The following is a 17,241-nucleotide window of genomic DNA, read 5'->3' on the forward strand; positions in this document are numbered from 1 at the left end:
GTGGGCCTGGACTTTTCGACAGTCCAGGCCCACCGGTGCCGATCGCCGGGGAGGCGATCAGCCCAGGTTGATCACATGCTCCGGGGCCGGAGTGGTGTACAGCGCGGCGATCTCCGTGCCGTACTTGGCGGCGATCGGGTTGCGCTTGAGCTTGAGCGTCGGGGTGAGCTCGTCACCGCCGGGCTCCCAGCCCGCGTCCAGGATCACGAACCGCTTGATCTGTTCCACCCGAGCGAGTTTGGCGTTGGCGGTCTGCACCGCCGCCTTGATCTCCTCGATGATCTCCGGGCGGGTGGCCAGCGCCTTCAGATCGGCGTCGGGGGTGCCCAGCGCCTTGGCCCGCACCACGGCGGTATCGGGGTCGAGCACGATCAGCGCGGCGATGTAGGGCTTGGCGTCACCGATCGCGACCACCTGCCCGACCAGCGAGGACGCGGCCTTGACGGTGTTCTCGATATTGGTGGGGGACAGGTTCTTCCCCGACTCGTTGATGATGAGTTCTTTCTTGCGGTCCACGATGGTGACGTAGCCGTCGCCGTCGATGGTCGCCACATCACCGGTGTGCAGCCAGCCGTCGCCGTCGATGGCTTCGGCGGTCTTGTCGGGCATCTTGCGGTAGCCGCGGGTGACGATCGCGCCGCGCACCAGCAGTTCCCCGTCCTCGGCGAGGCGAAGTTCGGTGCCCTGCAAGGCGATTCCCACGGTGCCGGGCTTGGGCTTGTCGAGCGGGGTGTAGGTGCCGACGCCGGAGGTCTCCGACATGCCCCACACCTCGGTGACGGTGAAGCCCAGGCCCAGCATGTATTCCAGGGTTTCGGGCGGAATGGCGGCCGCGCCGGAGGCGGCGACCTTCAGCTCGTCGAAGCCCAGCGCGTGGCGCAGTTTCGACAGCACCAGCGCATCGGCCAGCTTGTGCTGCACGTCCAGCAGCAGTCCGCGCCCGTTGCCCGACAGGTCGGCGCGCGCGGCATTCACGCCGACGCCGATCGCCCAGTTCGCGAGGGATTTCTTCACCGGGCTGGGTTCGGTGGCGAGCTTGGCGTCGATCCCGGCCTTGATCTTCTGCCACACGCGCGGCACCCCGAAGAAGGCGGTCGGGCGGGCATCGGGCAGCGCGGCGGCGATCTCGCGCGGGTCGGGCACGGTGGTCATCTGCACGCCGGTGAACAGGTTGGCGCAGTGCCCGGAAATCCGGTCGGCCACATGCGCGGCCGGCAGATACGACACCGACCGGTCATCCAGCCCGACCGTGAGCGGCCCGTTGACCAGCCCCACGATCTGCGCGACCACGTTCGCGTGCGTGAGCTCCACACCCTTGCTCGGCCCGGTGGTGCCCGAGGTGTAGATCAGGGTCGCGATGTCTTCGGGCTGCACCGCCCGCCACGCGGCCTCGAAATCGAAATCGGCGGCCGGCGCGGCCTCGACCTCGGCCAGCGTCACGGTCCCCTCGGCCGACCCCTCCACCAGCACGATATGTTCCAACTCGACCCCGGCCCCGCGCACCGCGTCCAGGAACACCGGTTCGGTGATGACGACCTTGTTCTCGGCATTGGTGAACAGATGCGTGATCTGCTCGGCCGAACTGGTGTTGTAGATCGAGAACGGCGTGGCCCCCAAATGCAGCGCCGCCGTATCCACCAGGTTGAACTCGGGCCGATTGGTCAACATGATCCCCACGGTGTCCCCGTGCCCCACCCCCAACCCGGCCAACCCCGCCGCGATCACCTTGACCCGCTCCCCGTACTCCCGCCACGTGATCGTGGTGGTTCCCCCCACCGTCCGCAACGCCACCTGCTCAGGCCGCAGCGTCACCGTCTCCTGAAACGCCTCCGGAATCGTGAAGACCGTTTTGCCCGATTTGTGCGTATAGCCGATGTCTGTCGTCATATCCCTTTTCCCGCTGTGCCTCTCGCTTCACCCGCCACGCGCACCCATCCAACCCGCGCGAACCCCGACGTCCGAGAGAACGACAACCCGACCCACGCATCATTGCGGCACGCCGGTGTGGCGCGGCTCACTCATCGTAGCCATACATTGACAGTTGTGTCTCGGGCTACATCACCCGGTCCGCCGAGTTCACTCCTCGACGGCCAGGTGCAGCACCCGGTCGATCTGATCGACGGTGGGCATCGCTCCGGGAGATTCGAGGTAGTTCTGGGTGGCGATCATCGCCGCGGTCGCCCAGCGGAAGTCCGCTGTCCGGGCGGGCTGTTTCGACAAGGCCAAGCGGTAGGCCAGGGCCGCCGCGAAAGCCGAACGGGCGCCGGGCGAGTCCTCGAGGGTGGCCGCGCGCGCCGCGGAAATACTTGCCCGCAATGCACCGGCCCGCACGATGCACCGGTAATTCTCGATCACGCACACCACCGCGACGCCGAGTCCGTGCATGCGTTCGGCGATCGTCTCAGGATCGATCGGCCCGAACGTGTCCGGCAGCATCTGCCGTAGCTCGCTCGTGGTTCCGATGATGTAGTCCACGGTGCCGATGACCCCGAGCAAGCCGCGCAGATGCTCCGCCGATCCCACCGGCGGTGAGGGATGCAGGATCACCAGCGGGCCGGCACTGGATCGCCGCGCCGCCCGCAGCGCGGCGACGATCACTTCCACCGAATGCTCGAAGGTCACCAGCATCGCCGCGGCCGCCGCGAGGGCGGACTGGCACGAGCGCCCGGCCAGGTCCCGCTCGGTCAGGCGCACTCGTCCCGCAATCGGAATGTAGAGGGCGGTGCCGTCGTCGGCGACGATGACCTCCGTCTCCGGCGCCGGCGCCCCCTCGACGATCTTCACCAGGCTGGTGCCCACCTGGCAGCGATGCAGGAATTCCAGAATCCACCGGCTGTCCGCGTCCGAGCCGACCGCGGCGATCAACTCGACATCCAATCCCAGCTGCGCGGCGCAGACTGCGCGGTAGAAGCCTTTGCCCCCGGGGTGTCTGGCGAGACGACCGGATTCTCCGGTCCCGGCGGTCGGAATGCGGGGCACCCGCAGGATGCGATCGATCACCGCCTCCCCGACGACCACCACCGATCCGATGCCGTCGCCGGGAATCCGCGCACGCGCCACCTGTTCCTGCTGCATAGTCCGATCGGCCGGGACATCCATCAACAGCCGTCCGGCGAGCATGCCGATTGCCTCGAGTTCCGGACGGGCGCGAATGGATCGTTCGGTCGGCGGGGGCGGAATCGTTTGCGCGCCAAGGGCTTCGTGCAGGGCCTGCCAATTGGCGATCAGATAGGACCGGCGGTCACCCAGATTCGGGGCATACAGGCGCTGCGTCTCGATTCCTTCGGCGGAATGCTGCGCGAACAGCTGGAGGGCGAGTGCGGCGTCGGCGATCAGGCGGGCGGTGACCGGCAGCCCCGCCGCCGCCTGGCGCACCACTTGCACGGTCGCGGCGGCGGCGCTCGCTCCCGTTCGCGCGCACTCGCGTTGCACCGCGGGCAACGCCAGCAGGGCGCGCGCATCGATGGCACTGGTGGAGAACCGATCCGCGCGCAACCCCGACCAGGTACAGAGCCGCCGCAGCAGATCGCGCAGGGCAACCACCTCGGCACTGTTGCCGTTCTTCTGCATCGCACCCTCCGCGGACCTTTTCGCGGTCAGGTTTCCATTGGAACGCCATTCTCCGGGTATGTCAATTGACATGGAAATAAAGACAATTGGCATCTGCTGCATGCCAGAGCCATACTGGTGCCAGGCATTTCGACGCCCCGAGGGGATTTTTGAAGGAACAGGGTGAGCAAATGACAATGCACCCACTCGACACAGCCGGTGGCGATTTCGATGTTGTATGAATCGAGCAGGACGATCACCAGTAGTGTCAGTCCGGAATGGGCGGCCCGGCGAACGACAGAAAAGCCGAGTTCGCAGTGGATATCGAGCTGGTTGCCACTGCGCTGCATGGATCATGAAACCGCCAAGGCCACAATGGAACTCGCGGAGCTCATGAGCGCGCAGGAGTCACCTGAGGACACCATAGCGGCAGCGCAGGCGATCATCCTCGCCGACCGACTCGGAATCACCGTCGAGTATGCCTGCGCGGTGCTCTACCGCCGCGATTACGAACGCGGGCACCGTTAACGATCGAGGTTCTCCGAACACCATCGATCGTATCGTGCGGCAACACGATTCGCCGTCGACCGCAGCAGGGCCCGCGTCCGGAATCGCGCGGAAGTACGGACCGGATAGCTCGCTGCGAATACGGTCAATATCAGAAACTGGCTGGCGACCACGATCTCACGCTCCGCCCATATCGACGCCCCGCCGGCGCTGGCGACGAGCAATGCCAGCGAGGTGCGCTTGGCCCAGGCGCCGCGCACCCACACCGTGCGCGGGAGCAGATCGTGACCGCGCTGGATGCGCTTGGCCTCGAGGTATTTCCGCGCCCATTCGCTGCGCGGTCGAGTGTGCAGCGCCACCGGCGAGACCTCGATGCCCGCGTTCCGCAGTGCCACCACCTTGTCCGGGTTGTTGGTCAGCAGCCGGACCGAATCCATCCCCAGTTCCCGCCGCAGCAGTTCGGCGGCGCCGCCGAACAACCGCAGGTCACCCTCGTACCCCAGCTCCCGGTAGGCGGCGAAGGTGTCGATGTTCGACAGCTGGGTCAGGCGCAACCCGAGGGCCTTGACCATCAATCCCGCGCCGCGGCCCTCTTGTTCCAGGTAGATCAACACTCCCGCGCCTTCGCCCTGGATCATGTCCATCGCCCGGTCGAGCTCGGACCCGCAGTCGCAATCGTCGGATTGCAGAGTGTCGCCGTACAGACATCGCGAATGGATCCGAACCAGCGGGTCGAACCGTTTCTCCGCGTCGCCGAAGACCAGGGCGTAGCCGCTGTCGGGTCCGGGAACAGGAAGAACCCGAACGGGTATCTCCGCACCTTTACGAGTCAGCACATGAGCGTTGGGAACACCCTCGCCGTCGCCCGGCGCACCCGCGGGGACGCCGGTGTCGCACGAATTCCCGATCCGGAGCCACGCGTCGCCGGGCCACCGCCGGGTTCGCGCACCACCTCGAACGACCACCTGACCGCCTCGTAGAGATCAAGCAGCGGAGTACCCGCCGCACCGACAGATTTCCGGCCCGGCCACAGGTCGGGTGGGGGTGTGACGCAGGAAGGCTACCGCTCCACGCAGCCGGGGGAACGAACTTCCGACCGCGGCATGTCAGGTGCGTTGCAGATGCCGGCGGCCCAGCACCACGGCCACGCCGCCCGCGGCGAGGGCCAAAGCGACGGCCACCGAGTCCCGCTGCGCGTGATCACCGCGCGGAGCCGGATCCCGCAGCCAGTGCCTGCGGTGTCGCACCGGAAGGGTGTGCCCGCGTAGGCGTTTCGCCTCGAGGTAGCGGCGCGCCCGTTCGGTGCGAGGCGCGCAATGCAGCGGTACCACGGTCACCCGCAGTCCCGCGTCGGTGAGAGCCCGGACCTTGTCCGGGTTGTTGGTGAGCAGCCGGACCGAGGTAAGGCCCAATTGCCGGAGCGTATCGGCGGCGCGCGCGAAACTGCGTGCGTCCGTAGGGTATCCGAGCGCTTCGTAGCTGGCGAAGGTATCGGCGCCGGTGTGCTGGCTGTACCGGTAGCCGCGCGCTTTGGCGATGAGCCCCGCGCCGCGCCCTTCTTGATCGAGGTAGATCAGCACCCCGGTCCCGGCGGCCCGGATCAGTTCGAGGGACCGGTCCAGTTCCGCACCGCAGTCGCAATCGTCGGATCCCAGCACCTCGCCGTAGAGGCAGCGTGAGTGAATGCGGACCAGGCAATCTTGTGGAATCTCGGTACCGAACACGATGGCGTGCCCGGATTCGTCACCGGAGATCCGCAATACCCGTACCGACAAGCTTCGGCCTCGGCAGGTGAGAAGGTGACTCGACTCCAACTCGCACGACTCCAAGTCGAGATCGTCGGGCGGTCGCGGCATCCTGGCTCCCTACGTCACTGCCCCGCGTCGCCTCCGCTGCGTGCCGTTCGGAGTGCCCGGCGGGTCAGCATTTCATCCAGGCTACCTTGTGCGACAGTCGAATACGCGCGCACTGCCCGAGGTCAGGAGGTGACGGTGCGCTCGATCTCCGAGGTGCTCGGCATCGACTCGGGAATGTTGGCGGCGGTCTGCCGTGCGGCCATCGCGGCTGTCGCCCATTCGAAGTCGTCCCCTTCGGCCGGACGGCTCACCGCGATCAACCGGTAGGTGAGCGCGGCCGAGAAGGCCGAGGACGCACCGGCGGAACCGGCCATGGCGGTATCGAAGCGCGATACCGACAACTGCCCGGCACGAGATCGCACCGTGCAGTGCGAGCCCTCGATCATGCACACCGCGCCGACACCGAGTTGCAGTAGCCGTTGTGCGCTGTCGGTCGCCGCGCAGTCCGGCCAGAGACCGGCGACCTCGCCGCTGGTCCCGATGACGTAGTCGACCGCGGAGAGATGCTCGTAGATCGACCGCGGCAGCGGCGCGGGGGGCGAGACATTGAGGATCACCCACGGCGGATCCGGTGTGGCACCGGCGGTGGCCAGGACCTGGGCGACGATCTCGCCGGGTTGTTCGAGGGTGATCAGCACCGCGGCCGAGGATTGCAGCGCCTGGAGAATCGCTCCGGTCTCGAGATCGCGGACCGTCAGGCGGATCCGGTCCTGTTTGAAGGCGATCGTGGCCGATTCTCCGCTGCGCGGCAGGATCACGGTGGCCACCGGTGTCCGGGCGCCGACCACTTCTTTGATCAAACTCGTGTCGATGTCCTGCTCGCGCAAGTACTTCAGGATTTCGTCACCGTCGCGATCGGCGCCGACCGCCGCGATCATCCGGGCATCGATGCCCAGCCGCGCCAGGGCTACCGCGCGATTGAGTCCCTTGCCGCCGGGGTGCCGGCGGAAATCGCCCCATACGGAGGTGCCCGGGGACGGGATCTCGTCGACGATATTGATCTGGTCCATCGCCGCGTCACCGACGACGGTCACCGTATTGCGGCGTGAGGCGATGGGCACCGCGCCGGACACCAGCAGCCGCGCGAGTGCGGTGAACGCCTCGGTCTCCGGGGCATCGCGCAGAGCGCGCGCGGTCGGTCCCGCCCCGGTCTCGGCGACGCCCAGCGCCGCGTGCAGCCGGCGCCAGTGCTGTGCGAGATAGCGTCGGCGGTTGTCGAGGTTCGCGCCGTAGAGCAGTTCGAGGTCGATGCCTTCGGGTGGTTCGTCGCGGAGCATCTCCAGGCAGAGTTCGGCATCGACGATCAGTCGGGGTGTCGGAGGTAGCTGCCGGGCCACATGAGTCATCAAGTCCGGCAAGGCCTCCGCGGGGGTTATGCCGTGCAGATGCGCGTACCGCTTGGTGACGCTGAGTTGCAGCAGTGCCGCGGTGTCGATCTCGGTGCTTCGAAGACGAGCCGGGCTGAGTCCGGATCGCTTGCGCAGACCGATCAGAATGCTCCGCACCGCAACCACGCCGGGATCCTGCGGCTCCTGCGCAGTATCGGCTCGCCCTGAAGTGTGGTTCTTCGCCATGCGTTCCCAACGATACCGGCGGTTCCGGGCGCGATCAGGCAGAATGTCAAATCCCTGCTTGCCCCGGCAAATGCCAACCCGGCCATAGCAACTGCCGTAGGCTCCGCACCGGAATGCGAGTCTCCCAACCGGTTCGAATGCAGACCGCACTCGGTAGCCCCGCGGCTGCCGACGCACCGAACAGACCGTTGACCCGGTTTATCCCACAAGCAACCGTCAAATCCCTTGTCATAACGGCAAATGCCGGAGATTGTCGGCAAATGCCATACTGGGCTTGGCGAAATACAACCCTGCCAGACGGGTTCGGGAGGTTCTGGTGATGGGATCGATACTGCTGATTCGGCGGTTCCGGAGGGGAACGCGCGCCGCGGCGCGCGACGCGGAATGCGATGGCGCGCGAGCCGAGTTGGATTGATTCGCCCCCTCGAATTCCATTCGCCCAGTCGTCGCCGATCGCTCGGCGGAAACGATCCGCCGGCGGCGTAATCGATTGCTCACCTTGATGATCGATTGATTCCACTCAGTACGAGAACGGTCACCCGTAGCGACGACGCTTCACCCCTTGGAGAAAGTCGTGATCTACGAAAGCAGCCGATCGATCACCAGCAGCATCACCCAGGAATGGGCGCGCCGCCGCGCCGATCACGAGGAGCCCGCCTGGGAGTTGAGCTGGCGTCCGGAGCCGCTACTGGACCGCGAGGCGGCCAAGGCCGCCATGCTGCTCACCGAGATGTGCAGCGGCCGGGAGGAACCCGGCGCCGGAGCCGAGGCGATCGCCACGGAACTGGGGACCACCGTGCAGCATGTGCTGGCCGTACTGCACCGGCGGATGCTGGAGCGGGGGGACATGCCGTGACCATCTACTACTCCGACTGGCAGATGACCGAGCTTGCGGAGATCTTTTCGGGTAATCACTATCAGCGAGATGTGATTCTGGCGGCGAGGGCGATCGCGAGCGCGGGGGAATTGGGCATGGCGGTGGAAGACGCTGTGGCCGTGCTGGAGGGGAGACGGCGGAGTCGATGATCTTGATTCCGGCATATCGGGCGGATGTCGGGGTAGTAGAAGTACCAACCGTCCGGAATCGATGAGGGATGGAACAACTCCGGCGCGGGCAATCGCCGGCGGCGGGAGCAGCACGACGCGAGCGGGCGGTGGATCTCGTCGGCTCGTGTGGACGGCCCGAGGAGGACCCCTGTGACGATCGATATCAGCAATCGCTCCATGGTCAGCGATGTGACTCCCGAATTCGCGTTTCGCGCTTACGGATTCGCCGAGGAGGTGTGGCGGTTGAGTTGGCTGCCCGAGCATCGGCTGACCTGGGAGCAGGCGTGGGCGGGGATGGAGCTGGACGAGATACTGTCCGATCCCGCCGTCGTCGATGATCAGCGCGCGCATGCCACGGCCGCCGATCGGGCGGCGCGGCTGGGCATCGGGGTCGAGCACGCGGTGATCGTGCTGGCGCGCCGGATGGCCGAGCGGATGCATCGGGAGACGGGGGTGGTGGTTCCCACCGACGAGGTGCCGCTCGATCCGGAATTGGAGCAGCGGGCCGGGGGCGGGCGCCTGCCGAGCGGGTTCGGGGCGCGCTCGCAACATCTTTGGCGGTGAGTCGCGCCGGGCTGCGCCCAGGGGACTGGACAGCGGCGCCGGGCGCGCGGGGTGGAAAAGAGTGCACCCCGTGCCGAATGGCACGGGGTGGCAGGCCGGGTCAGGCGCGCGTGGTGTGTCCCGCGCCGACCGCCTCGGACAGGCTGGAGTAGCCGTGCTCGCGCAGTTTCGCCGCCAGGCCGCGGTGGATGCGCCGCGCCCAGAACGGGCCACCGTAGATGAAACCGGTGTAGCCCTGCAACAGGGAGGCTCCCGCCAGGATGCGTTCCCAAGCCTGGTCGGCGGTTTCGATGCCGCCCACCGAGATCAGCACCAGTTTGTCGCCGACGCGGGCGTACAGGCGGCGCAGCACTTCCAGGGAGCGGTCGGCGACCGGGGGGCCGGAAAGCCCGCCCGCGCCCAGGGATTCGACCTCGGCGGCGGGAGTGGCCAGGCCGTCGCGGCGAATGGTGGTGTTGGTGGCCACGATTCCGGCCAGGCCCAGTTCGACCGCGAGGTCGGCGACGGCGTCGATGTCCTCGTCCGACAGATCGGGGGCGATCTTGACCAGCACGGGGATGGTCACCGAGTCCAGGACCGCTTGCAGGATGGGCCGCAGCGACTCCACCGCTTGCAGGTCGCGCAGTCCGGGGGTGTTGGGGGAGGAGACGTTGACGACCATGAAGTCGGCCAGCGGGCCCAGCAGTTGGGCGCTGATGGCGTAATCGGCTGCCGCGTCCTGAGGTTCGGTGACCTTGGTCTTGCCGATGTTGGCGCCCAACGGGACTCCGCCGGGCAGGCGGCGCGCCAGATGCTCGGCCGCAGCGGCCGCACCGAAGTTGTTGAACCCCATGCGGTTGATCAGCGCGCGATCGGCGGGCAGGCGGAACAGGCGCGGGGCCGGGTTGCCCGGCTGCGCCTGCGCCGTCACGGTGCCGATCTCGGCGTAACCGAAACCGAGTGGGCCCCAGGCGTCCGCGCCCTCGGCGTTCTTGTCGAAGCCGGCGGCCAGGCCCAGTGGCGCGGGGAAGTCCACGCCGAACACGCGGGTGCGCAGGACCGGATCGTCGGCGACGAGAAGTCTCGCGGTCACCGCGCGGCCCGGGGCGAACCGGGTGGCGAGTTTCATGGCCGCGAAAGCCAGATGGTGAATGCGTTCCGGGGAAACCAGGAACATCACCTTGAGCAGCAGGGCGTACAGACGCTCGGACATGCGGGTTACATCACCGCCTCAGGGGTCGGGGCTAGCAGGGAGCTTTTGCGCCGGCGTAGGAGTACCCGCCGGCTGCCGTCGGTATAGGCGCGGACTCGCGACAGTTCCCAGCCGCCGTATTCGGCCTGGATGGCCAGGCGCATGGCGGTCGTCACGCGGTTGACTTCCGGGGGTAGTCGCAGGGGGACGTATTCCCATTCGTCACTGGATTCCTCCCAGCCGGCCGGTAATGTGCGCGAGTGTCGCGCCGAATGTGAGGCCCGAGCCATCACTGCCCTCTCTTCCGCTGGTCCGCGCCGATCCGTTGCAGACCGTCACCGGTCGCGGATCCCACGAACATCTCGCCGCTGGCGTTGTCGATGGTCACGGTGTCGGGTTGGCGCACTGTCGGGAAACGCCCTACCTCTACCGGTATACCCGTCGACAGGTCGTAGCCGACGACTTCGTTGGTGCCTGTCAGCGTCACCCACACGGTCTCGGATCGATCGTCGTAGGCGAGTGCGTAGGGCGAAGAGCCTACCGGGAAACGCTGGTGCAGGACCAAAGGATCGGCGGTGTAGACCAGCAGTTCCCCGCCCGCGGTGTCCAGCACCACACGCCGGCCGAAGTGGTCGCCGATCATGTTGGTGGCGCCTTCGCCCGCGCGCAGGGTCAGCCCGAGGCGGTGCTCGGACAGGTTCAGGGCGGTGATGGTGGTCTGGCGGCGATCGAGCACCACCACGGCGTCCTCGCGCGCGTCGATGGCGTCGGCGGAGACCAGGCCCGAAATGGTGTGGCGCACAGTGCCGTCGGGGTCCAGCAGCAGCACTTTGCCGTTGCCGAGCCCGGCGGCCAGGCTGCCGTCGGCGCGCAACGCGACCGAGCGCACGTCGCCGTCGATGCCGATCTCGCTGATCGCGGCGGTGTCGGTGTGCACCCGCAGCACCTTGCCGGTGGCGGCGATCAGCAGCTCGTGCGAGGTACCGGGCGCCAGGGAGTTGGCGGGCGCGGGCAGGGTCAGCGTGCGCACGGTGCCGTCGGCCCCGCGCAGGCGCAGCTGGGTGCGGTCGCCGCCGACCAGCGCGAGCGTCCCGGTGCCGGGCAGCGCCAGCAACTCGGTGATGGCCGAATCGGGGGTGACGGTGCCGGCGGGGACGGCGGTCGCGGCGGGGGCGCTCGCGGGTGTCGCGGGATCGCGCTGCGCCTTGTCCTCGACGCCCTCGCCGGAGGAGCATCCGGCCAGTAGCGCCACTACCGCCGCGCCCGCGAGGGCAGAGGTCATCCAGCCGCGACGGCGCATGCAGCGAGCTCCTTACCTAACCGACTTACCTACCGAGAAAATCATGCGTGCTCTCTAATCTGACCATGATGACCGACGCGGCCCGGTCGGCGGGGGTAGCGCGGGCGGCGCGCCGCCGCCGGGATTCCCCGCACCCGATGCCGTATTGCATGACGTGACACCGGGTTTCGGGCCGGTGTCGGCGGCAACGGTTACCGTGGAAGGCAACAACGGGCTGGGACAGGGAGTTTGTGTTGGAAGGCGACCACACTTCGGGCTTCATCGTCGAAGACGTGACCGTGGGTCGTTGGGCGCACGGGTTCGGGGCGGTCGGGGACGGGCGGTCCTTCGCGTTCCGGACGGTGCGCGCGACGTTGACGCTGGAGATCTATCGCGAGGATCTGGAGACCGCGGTGCCCGCCGCCGAGGACGTGGTCGCCGTCGCGACCGCCCAGGTCACCGATGTCGATCTGGACGACGAACGCAGCGTGGTGGCGCTGGTGCGCGACCTGGTGCCACTGGCGGTGCCGGTGCCGGCGGCGCAGCCGCGCGAAGCCACCACGGTGCGGGCGCTGCTGGGACGGCTGGGTGCGGTCATCGACGGCATGTGAGGCGCGGATCACTGCCGACTCGCTCGCATGACAAACTAACGGCACACAACCGCAGTTCGAGCATCCGAGGAAGTCGATGGCACTCGCACGACCGGCCGCCGCCGCATTGATGATCGCCGTGCTGGGCGCGGCCGTGACCGCCTGCGGTGGGAGCTCCGACGAGGAATCGGTCGCCGCCGCCCGCTCCTCGGCGTACGCGGCCCTGAGCTCCTCCTCGGCCGCGGCCGCGGTCTCCTCGGCCCATCGCGCGCCGCTGCCGACCGCCGCGGAATTGGACGCCCAGATCAAGGCGGCGTTGAATCCGTCACTGCCCGACAGTGATCGGACCGCGCTGATCGAGGACGGGGAGGCGTTCAAGGACGCCATCCCCGACATGTACAAAGCGTTGCAGGACAATCCGAAGGCCGTGTACGGGGTGCGTGATCCGGTGTTCGACAATCACGACGGCACCCTGACCGCGACGCTGAGCCTGGACAAGGACGGCACCGGCTCCAATGTGCGCACCACGGTGGTGCATTTCGTGTACAAGGACGAGCGCTGGAAGATCTCGCGCACCGATCTGTGCGGGATTCTGCGTTCGGCCGACTACACCACCGCGGCCTGCGGGTAATGCTCGAGGCGGGATCCCTGCGGTGGGGGCGTGTGATCCACCGCTACCGGTTCGTGGTGTTCGCGCTCTTCGCCCTGGCGGTGCTGGGGTCCGGATTCTACGGCCGTGACCTGGGTGATCATCTGACGCAGGAGGGCTGGTTCGACGAATCCAGCGAATCGGTGGCGGCCTCGAAGCTGGCCGATTCGACCTTCGGGCGCGACACCGACAGCGACCTGATCGTCATCTACACCGCACCCGCGGGGCAGACGGTGGACGCACCGGCGGTGCGCGCCGCGGTCGGCGCGGAGCTGGACCGGCTGCGCACCAGCGAATCCGCGCGCATCCTGAAGATCGACTCGTACTTCGACGGTTCGATGATGGGCCAGTTCGCCGACGCCGACCGCACCCACGCCTTCGCCAGCATCGGCCTGCGCGGTGACGGCGGCACCGACACCGTCGAGAACTATCTGGCGATCAAAGACGAATTCCGTTCCGGTACACCGGGTTCCGGCCCGGGCGGCACGACGGTGCAGTTGGCGGGCATGCAGCCGGTGGTGGAGGGCATCAACACCGGGATGCAGCGCGATATCGAGCGCGCGGAGCTGATCGCGCTGCCGCTGGTGGCGATCCTGCTGTATTTCGTGTTCGGCGGCGTGGTGGGGGCGCTGCTGCCGGTGCTCATCGGCGGTATGACGATCCTGGGCACGCAGGGCATCATGCGCATGCTCACCAACCATCTCCAGGTCAACGTGTTCGCCTCGGCGGTGGTCACTCTGGTGAGTCTGGGGCTGGCCATCGACTACGGGTTGTTCGCGGTGACCCGGTTCCGGGAGGAGCTGGCCGCCGGGCGCAGCGTGGAAGAGGCGACCGCGCGCACGGTAGCCACGGCCGGGCGCACGGTGCTGTTCTCGGCGGCGATCATCGCGGTGTCGCTGGGGGCGTTGTTCATCTACCCGAACGGGGTGCTGCGCTCGGTGCCGCTGGGCGGTATCTCCTCGGTGCTGCTGGCGGCGGTGCTGTCGGTGACGGCGCTGCCGGCGGTGTTGAGCATCGTGGGGCGGCGCATCGATCTGTGGGGCTGGCATCGGCTGGCCTCGATCCGCACCGCCGAGCAGATCGATCGCGGATTCTTCTCGCGGCTGGCGGTTTTCGCCATGCGCAAGCCGTGGCTGGTGATCGTGCCCATCGTGCTGGGCCTGCTGGTGCTGATCATCCCGTTCCGGAATATCGAGTTCGGCGGGCTCAGCGAACGCTATCTGGCCTCGGACAATGCGGCGCGGGTGGCGCAGCAGGACTTCGACCGGCTGTTCCCGTCCTTCCGCACCGAACCGCTGAAACTGGTGGTGGTGGACGCGAACCCGCAGCAGCTCTCCGATATCCGGTTCGAAGCCAACCAGGTCACCAAGACCTACATGACCGGCCCGTTCGATCCGGCCGCACCCACCAGGGACGGGGTGACGGTGCTGGCCGGCGGGCTCACCGACAAACGCGACGCCGACACCGTGATCGCGGCCCTGCGCGGCATCGAGGCTCCCGAGGGCGTGCGGGTGATGGTGGCCGGGGTGCCCGCTCTCGAACGCGACAGCATCCACGGCCTCATCGAAGGTCTGCCGCTGCTGGCCGCGATCCTCGTCGCCGCCGCCCTGGCGTTGATGTACGCGGCCTTCCGCTCGATCGTGCTGGCCCTCAAGGCCGTGGTGATGAGCGCTTTGAGCCTGGCCTCCACCCTGGGCGTCCTGACCTGGATCTTCGTCGAAGGCCACGGCGCGTCCCTGTTCGACTTCACCCCCGGCCCTTTGATGTTCGCGGTCCTGGTGCTGATCGTGACCGTCCTGTTCGGCCTATCCACCGACTACGAGGTGTTCCTGCAATCACGCATGGCCGAGGCCCGCGCCGACGGCGCCGAACCCGCAGAGGCCATCCGCTACGGCATCGCCCACACCGGCGGCGTCATCACCTCCGCCGCCGCCATCCTGATCGTGGTCACCGGCGCATTCGGCTTCTCGGACCTGGTGTTGATGAAATACATCGCCTACGGCATGATCGCGGCATTGTTGTTGGACGCCACGGTGATTCGCATGCTGCTCACCCCGGCGGTATTGAAACTGGTGTGGCGATGAGCGTGCTCAAAGGCGCGAACCTGCTGTTGATGTTCCTGCTCGAACTCGGTGTGCTCGCCGCGGCCGCCCGGTGGGGTCTTTCCCTGGATGCTCCGCTCGCGCTGCGCATTCCGGCCGCTCTGGTCGCCCTCGCGGTGTTCGTCACGGTGTGGGCGCTGTTCGGTGCGGCCAAGGATGCCCGCTTTCCGCAAACCGGATGGCGGCGTGTCGCACTGGAACTGCTGTGGTTCGGCACCGCCGCGCTCCTGCTGGGCGTCGCGTGGGCGGCGATCGCGGGTGCGGTGTTCTTCGCGATCTGGGTCGTGAACGGGCTGCTGCGCGTGTATTGGCGGCAGGAACCGGCCCGGCAAGATCGATGAGCCCGAACGCCGGACCGCCGCGAGGTGACCGCCGGCGGCTCGGATGTGCTGGCGTTCAGCCGCGCACCGGCAGGACCAGTTGCGCGCCGGTCACCGGATGGTCGAAGACATCGACCGGGTGCCGGTAGACGCGGGTGAGCAGTTCGGTGGTGAGTACCGCCCGGGGTGGGCCGTCGGCGACGATGCGGCCCGAGTCCAGGACCGCGACACGGTCGGCGTAGGCGGCGGCGACACCGAGATCGTGGACGACGACCACGACGGCCGCGCCGGCGGTGGCGCGGTCGCGGGCCAGGCGCAGGATTTGTTCCTGGTGGCCCAGGTCCAGGGCGGCGGTGGGTTCGTCGAGCAGGATGGTGGGGGCGTCCTGGGCCAGTACACGGGCCAGGGCGACGCGGGCACGTTCACCACCGGACAGGGCCGGGAAGGCGCGGGCGGCAAGGTGTGCCACATCGGTGGCGGCCATGGCGGCGGCGATGGCGTGCTCGTCGTGGTCTTGGCGCGGCGTGCGGGCCCACGGGGCGCGGCCCATGGTGATGATCTCGCGCGCGGTGAAAGGGAAACCGACGGTGTGGGATTGGGGCAGGACGGCGCGGCGGCGGGCCATGTCCAGATGGGACCAGTGGGTCAGGGGTTGGCCGTCGAGTTCGACGGTGCCGGCGGTGAGGTCGAGTTCACCGGCCAAGGCGGCCAGCAGCGTGGACTTTCCGGCGCCGTTGGGTCCGACCAGGGCCACGATCTCACCGGCCGCGACGGCGAAGTCGACCCCGTCCAGGACTTTGCGGCCGGTGCCGCGTTCGGCGCTGACGCCACGCGCTCGCAGCGTCACCGCACCCGGCGCGGGACGATCGGGCAGGGCGTGCCCGCGCGCGAAAACCGTTCCGAGACCGCGTTTCACAGCACTCATGCCCAGCCTCCGGATCGGGCGCGGGTGCGGCGCAGCAGCCAGAAGAAGAAGGGGGCCCCGACCAGGGAGGTGATCATGCCCAGGGGCAGGTCGGCGTTGTGGACCAGGGAGCGGGCGCCGATGTCGGCGGCCACCAGGACCAGGGCGCCGATCAGCGCCGAGAGCGGGATCAGGACGCGGTGAGCGGGACCGACGAGCATGCGCACCAGGTGCGGGACGATCAGGCCGACGAACAGGATGATGCCGGTGAAGGCCACACCCGCGGTGGCCAGGATCGCCACGACGATGATCACGTTGCGGCGCAGCCGTTCCACGTCGACGCCCAGGTGGCGGGCCGCGGATTCGCCCAGGGCCAGCAGGTCCAGTTTCGCGGCCATCGCCATCGCGGCCAACACGCCCAGCAGGGTCAATGGGGCCACGACCGCGACCGATTGCCAGGTGGCGCCGTTGAGGCTGCCCATCTGCCAGAAGACCAGCTGGTCGCGGGCGGCGGGGGAGGCGCTGAAGAGCAGGAACGAAATCAGCCCGCCCGCAAAGGCGTTGACGGCCACACCGGTCAGCACCAGGGTCACGACCTCGGTGCGCCCGTTGGAGCGCGAGAGCAGATACACCAGCACGGTGGTGCCGAGCCCGGCCACGAACGCGCCCGCCGCGACCGACCAGGCGGCCGCGAACGCGCCACCGACCACGATGACGGTGCCCGCGCCGACGGCCGCCCCCGCCGACACCCCGATGACACCGGGCTCGGCAAGGGGATTGGCGAACACGCCCTGCAACAATGCACCCGCTGTAGCGAGCGCCGCACCGACCAGCACGGCCAGCACCACCCGCGGGAATCGCACTTCCCACAGCGTCACATAGCCGGCCGGATGCGCGGGCATGGGACCCCAGTCCAGGCCCATGCGATGAAACACGCTGCCCGCCACCTCCGCCGCCGTGGTCGGCACCTGCCCGATGGTCGCGGAGAGCAACGCCAGCAGCACCAGCCCGGCCAGCGTCGCGGCGAAGATCAGCGTGATGCGCGACCAGCCGCGCTCACGGCGTGCACCGCCGGGCATCGAGTCCGGCTGCGGTGCATGCGGTTCCACGGCCGTACCGGCGGCGGTCG

The 17,241-nt window shown here is 68.2% G+C and carries 19 protein-coding genes; 9 read left to right on the forward strand and 10 right to left on the reverse strand.

All coding sequences use genetic code 11. The features are described from left to right. Positions 1 to 57 precede the first annotated feature (57 nt). Positions 58 to 1,887, reverse strand: coding sequence for an AMP-dependent synthetase/ligase (locus tag NI1_RS17510; RefSeq protein ID WP_067821476.1), 1,830 nt, complete (start codon positions 1,885 to 1,887; stop codon positions 58 to 60). 189 nt (positions 1,888 to 2,076) lie between these two features. Beyond that, positions 2,077 to 3,672 carry a carbohydrate kinase family protein gene (locus tag NI1_RS17515; protein ID WP_169815589.1) on the reverse strand — a complete coding sequence of 532 codons (1,596 nt, stop codon included), beginning with the start codon at positions 3,670 to 3,672 and terminating at the stop codon, positions 2,077 to 2,079. 225 nt (positions 3,673 to 3,897) lie between these two features. Between NI1_RS17515 and NI1_RS37965 the strand changes: the two genes are divergently transcribed. Next, positions 3,898 to 4,077 (forward strand): hypothetical protein, encoded by a 180-nt coding sequence (locus NI1_RS37965; protein WP_067821482.1) that lies wholly within the window; start codon positions 3,898 to 3,900, stop codon positions 4,075 to 4,077. On the opposite strand, the gene NI1_RS17525 is transcribed toward NI1_RS37965, so the two are convergent. Then, positions 4,074 to 4,892, reverse strand: coding sequence for a GTP cyclohydrolase II (locus tag NI1_RS17525; protein WP_067821485.1), 819 nt, complete (start codon positions 4,890 to 4,892; stop codon positions 4,074 to 4,076). The genes NI1_RS37965 and NI1_RS17525 overlap by 4 nt on opposite strands. On the opposite strand from NI1_RS17525, the gene NI1_RS38515 reads away from it, so the two are divergent. After that, a complete protein-coding gene (locus NI1_RS38515) occupies positions 4,893 to 5,036 on the forward strand; it encodes a hypothetical protein (protein WP_169815582.1) in 144 nt (47 codons plus the stop codon). Positions 5,037 to 5,162: 126 nt separating this feature from the next. On the opposite strand, the gene NI1_RS17530 is transcribed toward NI1_RS38515, so the two are convergent. Both NI1_RS17530 and NI1_RS17535 read right to left on the reverse strand, forming a co-directional pair. Then, positions 5,163 to 5,912, reverse strand: coding sequence for a GTP cyclohydrolase II (locus tag NI1_RS17530; protein ID WP_084523352.1), 750 nt, complete (start codon positions 5,910 to 5,912; stop codon positions 5,163 to 5,165). A 122-nt stretch (positions 5,913 to 6,034) separates the two neighbouring features. After that, positions 6,035 to 7,426 (reverse strand): PfkB family carbohydrate kinase, encoded by a 1,392-nt coding sequence (locus tag NI1_RS17535; RefSeq protein ID WP_169815590.1) that lies wholly within the window; start codon positions 7,424 to 7,426, stop codon positions 6,035 to 6,037. Between the two features lie 634 nt (positions 7,427 to 8,060). Between NI1_RS17535 and NI1_RS17540 the strand changes: the two genes are divergently transcribed. The 3 genes from NI1_RS17540 (at position 8,061) to NI1_RS17545 (ending at position 9,097) form a co-directional block, all read left to right on the forward strand. Next, positions 8,061 to 8,342 (forward strand): hypothetical protein, encoded by a 282-nt coding sequence (locus NI1_RS17540; RefSeq protein WP_157535168.1) that lies wholly within the window; start codon positions 8,061 to 8,063, stop codon positions 8,340 to 8,342. Further along, positions 8,339 to 8,512 carry a hypothetical protein gene (locus NI1_RS37970; protein ID WP_157535169.1) on the forward strand — a complete coding sequence of 58 codons (174 nt, stop codon included), beginning with the start codon at positions 8,339 to 8,341 and terminating at the stop codon, positions 8,510 to 8,512. Before NI1_RS17540 ends, NI1_RS37970 begins: the two co-directional genes overlap by 4 nt. 171 nt (positions 8,513 to 8,683) lie before the next feature. After that, entirely contained in the window at positions 8,684 to 9,097 is a 414-nt protein-coding gene (locus tag NI1_RS17545) for a hypothetical protein (protein ID WP_067821497.1), read from the forward strand. 100 nt (positions 9,098 to 9,197) lie between these two features. Here the strand turns inward: NI1_RS17545 and NI1_RS17550 are convergent, their stop codons facing one another. The 3 genes from NI1_RS17550 to NI1_RS17560 are packed head-to-tail and all read right to left on the reverse strand — an operon-like array spanning position 9,198 to position 11,568. After that, the gene (locus tag NI1_RS17550) at positions 9,198 to 10,277 is read right to left on the reverse strand and encodes a quinone-dependent dihydroorotate dehydrogenase (protein WP_067822502.1); all 1,080 of its coding nucleotides are present in this window, start codon (positions 10,275 to 10,277) and stop codon (positions 9,198 to 9,200) included. A 17-nt stretch (positions 10,278 to 10,294) separates the two neighbouring features. Then, positions 10,295 to 10,558 carry a DUF5703 family protein gene (locus NI1_RS17555; RefSeq protein WP_067709072.1) on the reverse strand — a complete coding sequence of 88 codons (264 nt, stop codon included), beginning with the start codon at positions 10,556 to 10,558 and terminating at the stop codon, positions 10,295 to 10,297. Beyond that, complete coding sequence (locus NI1_RS17560) at positions 10,558 to 11,568, reverse strand: YncE family protein (protein ID WP_067821500.1); 1,011 nt, start codon at positions 11,566 to 11,568, stop codon at positions 10,558 to 10,560. The genes NI1_RS17555 and NI1_RS17560 overlap by 1 nt, the downstream gene beginning before the upstream one ends. Before the next feature lie 233 nt (positions 11,569 to 11,801). Between NI1_RS17560 and NI1_RS17565 the strand changes: the two genes are divergently transcribed. The 4 genes from NI1_RS17565 (at position 11,802) to NI1_RS17580 (ending at position 15,229) form a co-directional block, all read left to right on the forward strand. Beyond that, on the forward strand, positions 11,802 to 12,158 hold the full coding sequence (locus NI1_RS17565; protein ID WP_067822505.1) for a hypothetical protein: 357 nt from the start codon (positions 11,802 to 11,804) through the stop codon (positions 12,156 to 12,158). A gap of 76 nt (positions 12,159 to 12,234) precedes the next feature. After that, complete coding sequence (locus tag NI1_RS17570) at positions 12,235 to 12,768, forward strand: WKL family lipoprotein (RefSeq protein WP_067821503.1); 534 nt, start codon at positions 12,235 to 12,237, stop codon at positions 12,766 to 12,768. Positions 12,769 to 12,800: 32 nt separating this feature from the next. Beyond that, positions 12,801 to 14,870: an MMPL family transporter gene (locus NI1_RS17575; RefSeq protein WP_245663269.1), complete on the forward strand. Its 2,070-nt coding sequence runs from the start codon at positions 12,801 to 12,803 to the stop codon at positions 14,868 to 14,870. After that, positions 14,867 to 15,229 (forward strand): DUF2568 domain-containing protein, encoded by a 363-nt coding sequence (locus NI1_RS17580; RefSeq protein WP_067822508.1) that lies wholly within the window; start codon positions 14,867 to 14,869, stop codon positions 15,227 to 15,229. Before NI1_RS17575 ends, NI1_RS17580 begins: the two co-directional genes overlap by 4 nt. Before the next feature lie 55 nt (positions 15,230 to 15,284). Here NI1_RS17580 and NI1_RS17585 read toward each other — a convergent pair whose 3' ends face one another. Both NI1_RS17585 and NI1_RS17590 read right to left on the reverse strand, forming a co-directional pair. Then, on the reverse strand, positions 15,285 to 16,133 hold the full coding sequence (locus tag NI1_RS17585; RefSeq protein ID WP_067821509.1) for a heme ABC transporter ATP-binding protein: 849 nt from the start codon (positions 16,131 to 16,133) through the stop codon (positions 15,285 to 15,287). Further along, the gene (locus tag NI1_RS17590; protein ID WP_084523413.1) at positions 16,130 to 17,191 is read right to left on the reverse strand and encodes a FecCD family ABC transporter permease; all 1,062 of its coding nucleotides are present in this window, start codon (positions 17,189 to 17,191) and stop codon (positions 16,130 to 16,132) included. Before NI1_RS17590 ends, NI1_RS17585 begins: the two co-directional genes overlap by 4 nt. Between the last annotated feature and the right edge of the window lie 50 nt (positions 17,192 to 17,241).

This window comes from Nocardia inohanensis NBRC 100128 (genome assembly GCF_001612945.1).
In the GTDB taxonomy this organism is placed as follows: Bacteria; Actinomycetota; Actinomycetes; order Mycobacteriales; family Mycobacteriaceae; genus Nocardia; species Nocardia inohanensis.

Coding starts and splice junctions, on each gene's coding strand:
- NI1_RS38515 (WP_169815582.1), top strand. CDS start 4,893: ATGAGCGTTGGGAACACCCTCGCCGTCGCCCGGCGCACCCGCGGGGAC.
- NI1_RS17580 (WP_067822508.1), top strand. CDS start 14,867: ATGAGCGTGCTCAAAGGCGCGAACCTGCTGTTGATGTTCCTGCTCGAA.
- NI1_RS37965 (WP_067821482.1), top strand. CDS start 3,898: ATGGATCATGAAACCGCCAAGGCCACAATGGAACTCGCGGAGCTCATG.
- NI1_RS17555 (WP_067709072.1), bottom strand. CDS start 10,558: ATGGCTCGGGCCTCACATTCGGCGCGACACTCGCGCACATTACCGGCC.
- NI1_RS17570 (WP_067821503.1), top strand. CDS start 12,235: ATGGCACTCGCACGACCGGCCGCCGCCGCATTGATGATCGCCGTGCTG.
- NI1_RS17515 (WP_169815589.1), bottom strand. CDS start 3,672: ATGCAGCAGATGCCAATTGTCTTTATTTCCATGTCAATTGACATACCC.
- NI1_RS17560 (WP_067821500.1), bottom strand. CDS start 11,568: ATGCGCCGTCGCGGCTGGATGACCTCTGCCCTCGCGGGCGCGGCGGTA.
- NI1_RS17530 (WP_084523352.1), bottom strand. CDS start 5,912: ATGCCGCGACCGCCCGACGATCTCGACTTGGAGTCGTGCGAGTTGGAG.
- NI1_RS17510 (WP_067821476.1), bottom strand. CDS start 1,887: ATGACGACAGACATCGGCTATACGCACAAATCGGGCAAAACGGTCTTC.
- NI1_RS17585 (WP_067821509.1), bottom strand. CDS start 16,133: ATGAGTGCTGTGAAACGCGGTCTCGGAACGGTTTTCGCGCGCGGGCAC.
- NI1_RS17590 (WP_084523413.1), bottom strand. CDS start 17,191: ATGCCCGGCGGTGCACGCCGTGAGCGCGGCTGGTCGCGCATCACGCTG.